A 6,100-nucleotide genomic window follows, 5' to 3' on the forward strand; every position below is an offset into this window, starting at 1 on the left:
ATCTTGGCGTTAGCCAAAAGGCAAAGTCCCACCAAAATTAACTTGGAATGGGTAAGGGCACTGTGCTCAAAAGTGAAGGTAAACACTAAAAAATGACCCCCATTTTACTGCACAAAAAAAGAGGATCATCTAATCCTCTTGATATTCTTCAAAACGCTTTACGATAACTCCATAAGTGTTGACGGCATGTAATCGGTTCCGTTCAACACAGGTTTCATTGTTCGTTCTCCGAACGCAACGAAACCTTAGCTGTTAGCAGAAGTATTTTTACTGTTCTTTTATTATCTTAAAGGTTTGATTTTTATCTCCAAGTTTTAATATGTATGCGCCATCAGATATGTATTGTAAGTCAATTTGATTATTATTTATTTTCCCTTTAACTATTTCTTGCCCAATTAAATTATAAATGATATAATTTGTTAAAGTTCCTTCTTTGTTAATTTCTTCAACATTAATAATATTAGCAGTTGGATTTGGATAAATTTTTATGTTATTGTTAGTGGCAAAGCTGTAATTTGATAGCGTTAAACTTTTTTTATAGATAATTCCATTATCGCCAATACACAATACACTTGTTGAATTTGAAACAAACTTTTTAAGTCCGTATGAACTTGATGAAGCAAATGTCAGTTCATTATTCCAATTTAAACCACCATCATTCGTTCCAAAAATTTTTGAGTTTCCTCCACTATTATCGATATGATATCCTATTTGTTCTGTTAAAAAATGAACCGCCATTCCTCCAGCATAATCCATATTTATTTCGAACCAAGATGTCCCACCATTTGTTGTTTTCAATATGTATGGATTATACCAACCAATAAGGTAGCCAATATTATTATCTAAAAATTGAATTTCTTCTCTAATTGTATTGTATGGATTTATAATTGTGCCTATTGTACTCCCTTGGTCGGTTGTTTTATAAACATAACCAGAACTTGAACCACCAGTAAAGAAACCAGTATTTGAAGTTGGAAATGAAATTGTGTTTATATTAGATAATGTCGTTTTTATATTTATCCAGTTTTGAGAACCATTAGTTGTTTTAAAAATATTGCTATCAGTTCCTATAAATCCAATTTGTTCAGTTAAAAATTTAATAGTATTAAAATTATTTACCAAATCTTCAGTTTTTATTGTCCAATTTATGCCTCCATCAATTGTTTTGTATATTCTATTTTGAGTTGATAAATATCCAATATTATCATTAATGAAAGAGATTGAATTTATAAATTCATTTGTAGTAATTGATATGTCCGACCAAGAATTTCCGCCGTCCAGTGTTTTTAATATTGTTCCGTTTTCACCAACAACATACCCTATATAATTACTTGTAAATTGTATATCGTTCAATTTATTTATTGTACCGGAATTTACTATTTCCCAATTTGTTTGAGAAAATGTAAATCCCCAACATAGAATTCCTAAAATAAGCAGTATTCTTTTCATATTTTTAATTTTTAAGTTCTTGAATTCTCCCCCGTTTTCTAATATTTCTGCTAACGTTTGGTCGCTTGGCGATGTGGCGGATTAAGGAAGCGTAATCTTTCGGTTAATGACTAATTTTCCAAGTACAAAACCATCTTTAAATTAAGCCAAATCCCGCCATATTGCCAAACGACGGTTGGCAGAAGATTTAAATATTCTTGAAATGCAAAAATTCAAATTCTTCAAATTCTTTAACGGTTTTTAACCCTAGGCTTTCTAAACTTTCTAATATTGAATTTTGATCTTTGATATTGATTTTAAAATTAAAAAACTTATTTTTTTCTGAATTATTACAGTGAAATAGCAAATCTGAATTTTTATTTAAATAATCGCAAAGCATCTGAATATTATAATGAAATAATAATACATTATTTTCAAACTTTACTACTGAATGTTCTATTTCAAAAGATTTTTCTAATATATTGTGATTTGTATAAATACCATATGATTGTATTCTCTTAAATTCAATTGATTTTTTTAGTGAAAAAAAATTTAAAATATTTATTTCTAAAAGATCAAAATTTTGTAATGTATTTATACTTTTTTTAAAAGTTACATCGTATGAATCTGTACCTAATATTGAATCAACAGTAAAGAGATTAATATTATAATTTAATGTGGTTAATAATAATTCTTTTATGTTTATAGCCTCTAGATAAAATAGATTAGGATTGACTTTGTTCAGTTTAAAAGAATTCAAATTAGATCTTTCAGTTTTTTTTATTTCAAAATAATACTCAATTTGATCATCTTTTGCTATTTCTAAAAATTTTTCAAAATTTGTTTGCCTTGTAAAATTTAATTTTTTACTATTGTTTACGGTGCTAAAAATCTCCCTTTTTTCTAAAAAAGAATTCATAATTTCTTCCGTTAAATTTTTTGGTTTACCAATCCATTTTACGACATTTCTGTCATCAATTAAAACTGTTAAGGGAAGTTCACTAATTCCATTAGTATTATTTCCGAAATTTTTTTGTGTTACTTTCGTAGTATCTGTGACGACAATTGAATTAAATTTTACAAGTTCTAGAATTTTTTTTACTTTACTTACTTTTTCATCTGTAATTGAAATAAATATCAAATTGTCTTGATTAAATTTAGTTTGTAAATTATTCAGGTGGGGTATTGATTTTAAACAAGGTGAGCACCACGTTGCCCAAAATTCTAAAACAATGTATTTCCCGTTAATATCTTTTTGAGATGGAATATTATATATCCAATCGGTGATATTTATTTTAGGACTATCCTTATTTATTGTCAATTTTTCTTGACAAAAGGATATGTTAAATGTAAATATTAAGAATAGTATATATTTCATAAAGTTCATTTTTGACGTAGATTAATAATTATTTCTTTTTATCTCACAACGCATTTTGCTAAAAATAATATATAGTTTTACGTTTCTTTTTACTTTAGAAAAGAAAGATTTTTTTTTGTCTTCATATATTTTTAATTCTATTATTAGAAATTTTTTTTTTAACTTTCGTATAGTAGATGAGGCAGATTTCTTTTCAATATTGTTACGCATAATTAATTTTTTTTAAAGGGTTAAGTTTTATTACAACGTTAACCCTTTCTTGTTAAAAACAACTATTCTTCACATCCACTGTAACAACCCTTTAGATTGTTTGCACACTCGCTTTGACCATTACCTTGTTGAATTCTAGCTATTGTTGCCATAACAGCGGCGCCAAAAGGATTTCCTCTCAATAATTCTCTAGACGCCAAATTCATTTGAGTATTGTATGCGTGATTTACAATGTTGCTGCAAGCGACAGCATCGTTTATGCATCCAAATACGCATGGATTATCATTTGTTTGATTTGTTCCAGAATTTAATTGAAGAGGTAATGTGCCACCTTCAATCACATAGTTTTGAAATGCATTGTTTGAATTAACGGTGTTTGAAGACGTAAAAGTAAATATTCCATAAGTAGTGTATAAACTTTCCAATTCTAAAATAGAGGCATATAATTTAGTGCCTGATAGGTCCACATTTTCTAAATTTTGAATATCTAAATTAGCTAAAAGTATCTTTTCTGTCTGATAGTTCGGGTTACTATTAAGTTCCGTCAAATAGGTTGAAAATGTTCCTCTAAAATGAATAAATTCACTTGATTTTTCAATATCTTGACTCCCCCTCGATAGTTGAATAAATTCGTTCGAACTATCGTTCTTAATTATTTCCTCATTATTACAACTTGTAATTAATACTAACGAAATGATGATGATAAAAATATTTTTCATAATTAATGTTACTTCCCTTTTTACGATTTTACGGATTACCGCATGGATGATAACTTTAAGGTACTACTTTTTGAATTTTTAATTCTAGTTATTTTGTACCATCCACGTGGCTTACTAATCCTAGCTTTTTGTTATTAAAACGAGTCGCTTTTTTTATGATAAACAAACTTTATGTTGTTATTTTAATCATCTTTCAGCGGTAACGTCGGTACAAATTTTCTGCCAACGTTATGCCGCTTGGCGATGTGGCGGATTAAGGAAGCCTGATTTTTCGGTTAATGACTAATTTTCCAAGTACAAAACCGACTTCAAATCAAGCCTAAACCCGCCATATTGCCAAACGGAGGTTATGCACAGTTGTCAAAGCGCAATAATTTGTCTGACTGTAAACACTGACAAAGTTAATTTCTACTTTATTCGGAGTTAATATTTAAGATTTTATTGTTGTTTAATTTCTTAAAAAAATAAATAAATTTATTAGTTCCTTCGCTATTCCCCATTCCACTTCCTGAATTTAGAGGCACTATTTGAAACAAAGTATATTCCCCTGTATCAAGAATGTATTCCAACACATCATAAGAAGAAGATGATTTGAAAAATTTTTTATTAAGTTCACTCTTATCAAGCCCACCAATAGTAGCACTTTTTTTCATCTCAAATGTTGCTGAATATTTTTCAGAAAAAGCTGAAGTGTAACCTATTTCTACTTTTATAATTTCTTCTGTATATGCTATTGTTTTTGTTTGTCCATAGACACATAAAGACAAAAGCAATAACAGCACTAATAATATGTTGTTGCTTAATTTCATAATAATTAACTTTTAATTTACCCACTTTGGAATCTTAATTTTGCTTAAACTACCGTTTGGTTCTACAATGTTAATTTCAGACCAAAAAAGAGAACTATAATAAGACACACTTGCGACAGAAACTAAAGCCGTTTTGTTAAATTTAGTATCATTGCCTAATCCCTCAAATATTTCCTTTAATTGGTTAATAGTAGGGGCAAAATCTTGGTAGTTTATCGCATCATTTAAAGTGTCATAAATTTTGCTTATATAGGGCATACTCCCAGAAGGAAGAACACCATCGTCCTCACTTTTTTGAGCTTTACCCAACATATAATCCAACCAAACTTTATAATCATCACTCCAATTCAACTCTTGCTCTGCGAGTTTTCCAGTGTATAAATAATAGTTATGCCATATCCCAGCATTGATAGGGCTAATTTCTCCATTTTGAGGGAAATTCTTAATAGATACTCCTGATACATCAATTTTTTCTGCCATTATAAATAATTTTTAAATTAGTACTGTTACAAAATTGCTTTAAAGATAAAAAAATAAATATTAGTTTCACGCTTTTACTAAAAAAAAGTAATGCAGTATAGAAAAAAGTATTGTTAACTTTACAGGTTGTTGCTTTTTTAGCACGGACGTTGTTTTACAATTGTGCATAACGTCCGAGTGCTTGGCGAAGAAGCGGATAAACAAGCCTAAATCTTCGATTAAGCCTAAAATTAACAAAGAAAAACAAACTTTAAATTAATAACCGAACCCGATTTTTTGCCAAACACTTGTTATAGCACGTTGCGGGTCATTAAAAACTAAATGTTATGTCGATTAAAAAAATAAAATATGGAAATGTCGAAGATGTAACTGTTGTTACTTTCGGTCAAGGAACAGTTTCTTTAGTAAACACTCAAAACGATAGCTACAAATTATTATTAATAAAAGAAAAAGAATTTTCTCCAATTGGAGAGATTGGCGAATTTAAAAGTAACACCGATGAATTTGAACCACAAATTGTACTTGCTTTTAAGAATAGAGAATCTTTTGATGTTTTTAAGGAATTTATAAACAACATCGAAACTGATTTTGATTATGAAGACGAATCGTAGCAATGAGCTATAACGTCTCGCGGCTTGCAGAAGTGGCGAACTTCGTAACCGAGATTTTTCGGCTAAGATAAAATTTCTTGCGAAAGATAAACGTTAATTTACCACATATTTCGCCATTTTTGCAAACCGCTGTTGAACTAAACCTTCGGTAGCGTGTCACCTGAAAATGTTAGTCCTTTGTAAAACTAATTAAAAATGAATTACAATGACAAAAAAAAGCAGATGAGTTAGTTGGATCCAACACAATTCTGAGTCGAGCCGTTGCTCAAGTTCCTGAATTTGCAGAGTTACTTCACCGATTTGAACGAGCGATGTCCATTTTAGGCAGGAGCGACAGTACCTACAGGAATTATGCCCAACATGTTGCATCAATAGCATTGCACTTTGGTAAAATCCCAACCGAATTGGATGTAGAGCAAGTCCAAGAATACTTGTATACGCTCCAAAAACGTTCCAAAACACCTT

The 6,100-nt window shown here is 29.6% G+C and carries 7 protein-coding genes; 2 read left to right on the forward strand and 5 right to left on the reverse strand.

The annotated features are described in order from the left end of the window. Positions 1–267: 267 nt before the first annotated feature. The 5 genes from H602_RS0109405 to H602_RS0109430 form a co-directional block, all read right to left on the reverse strand. The gene (locus H602_RS0109405; RefSeq protein ID WP_026977772.1) at positions 268–1,449 is read right to left on the reverse strand and encodes a YCF48-related protein; all 1,182 of its coding nucleotides are present in this window, start codon (positions 1,447–1,449) and stop codon (positions 268–270) included. Between the two features lie 187 nt (positions 1,450–1,636). Further along, positions 1,637–2,806: a TlpA family protein disulfide reductase gene (locus H602_RS0109410; RefSeq protein WP_169516032.1), complete on the reverse strand. Its 1,170-nt coding sequence runs from the start codon at positions 2,804–2,806 to the stop codon at positions 1,637–1,639. A 272-nt stretch (positions 2,807–3,078) separates the two neighbouring features. Beyond that, positions 3,079–3,735 carry a hypothetical protein gene (locus tag H602_RS0109420; protein WP_026977775.1) on the reverse strand — a complete coding sequence of 219 codons (657 nt, stop codon included), beginning with the start codon at positions 3,733–3,735 and terminating at the stop codon, positions 3,079–3,081. Positions 3,736–4,148: 413 nt separating this feature from the next. Beyond that, positions 4,149–4,544 carry a hypothetical protein gene (locus H602_RS0109425; protein ID WP_026977776.1) on the reverse strand — a complete coding sequence of 132 codons (396 nt, stop codon included), beginning with the start codon at positions 4,542–4,544 and terminating at the stop codon, positions 4,149–4,151. 12 nt (positions 4,545–4,556) lie between these two features. Then, the gene (locus tag H602_RS0109430; protein ID WP_026977777.1) at positions 4,557–5,024 is read right to left on the reverse strand and encodes a hypothetical protein; all 468 of its coding nucleotides are present in this window, start codon (positions 5,022–5,024) and stop codon (positions 4,557–4,559) included. Between the two features lie 326 nt (positions 5,025–5,350). Between H602_RS0109430 and H602_RS0109435 the strand changes: the two genes are divergently transcribed. Continuing rightward, entirely contained in the window at positions 5,351–5,635 is a 285-nt protein-coding gene (locus H602_RS0109435) for a hypothetical protein (protein ID WP_026977778.1), read from the forward strand. 248 nt (positions 5,636–5,883) lie between these two features. Further along, positions 5,884–6,100, forward strand: a 217-nt coding sequence (locus H602_RS18605) for a phage integrase N-terminal SAM-like domain-containing protein (RefSeq protein ID WP_281170769.1), incomplete at its 3' end; no start/stop codon positions are given.

Source organism: Flavobacterium tegetincola DSM 22377 (genome assembly GCF_000425485.1).
GTDB lineage: Bacteria > Bacteroidota > Bacteroidia > Flavobacteriales > Flavobacteriaceae > Flavobacterium > Flavobacterium tegetincola.

Coding starts and splice junctions, on each gene's coding strand:
- H602_RS0109430 (WP_026977777.1), bottom strand. CDS start 5,024: ATGGCAGAAAAAATTGATGTATCAGGAGTATCTATTAAGAATTTCCCT.
- H602_RS0109435 (WP_026977778.1), top strand. CDS start 5,351: ATGTCGATTAAAAAAATAAAATATGGAAATGTCGAAGATGTAACTGTT.
- H602_RS0109425 (WP_026977776.1), bottom strand. CDS start 4,544: ATGAAATTAAGCAACAACATATTATTAGTGCTGTTATTGCTTTTGTCT.
- H602_RS0109405 (WP_026977772.1), bottom strand. CDS start 1,449: ATGAAAAGAATACTGCTTATTTTAGGAATTCTATGTTGGGGATTTACA.
- H602_RS0109410 (WP_169516032.1), bottom strand. CDS start 2,806: ATGAAATATATACTATTCTTAATATTTACATTTAACATATCCTTTTGT.
- H602_RS0109420 (WP_026977775.1), bottom strand. CDS start 3,735: ATGAAAAATATTTTTATCATCATCATTTCGTTAGTATTAATTACAAGT.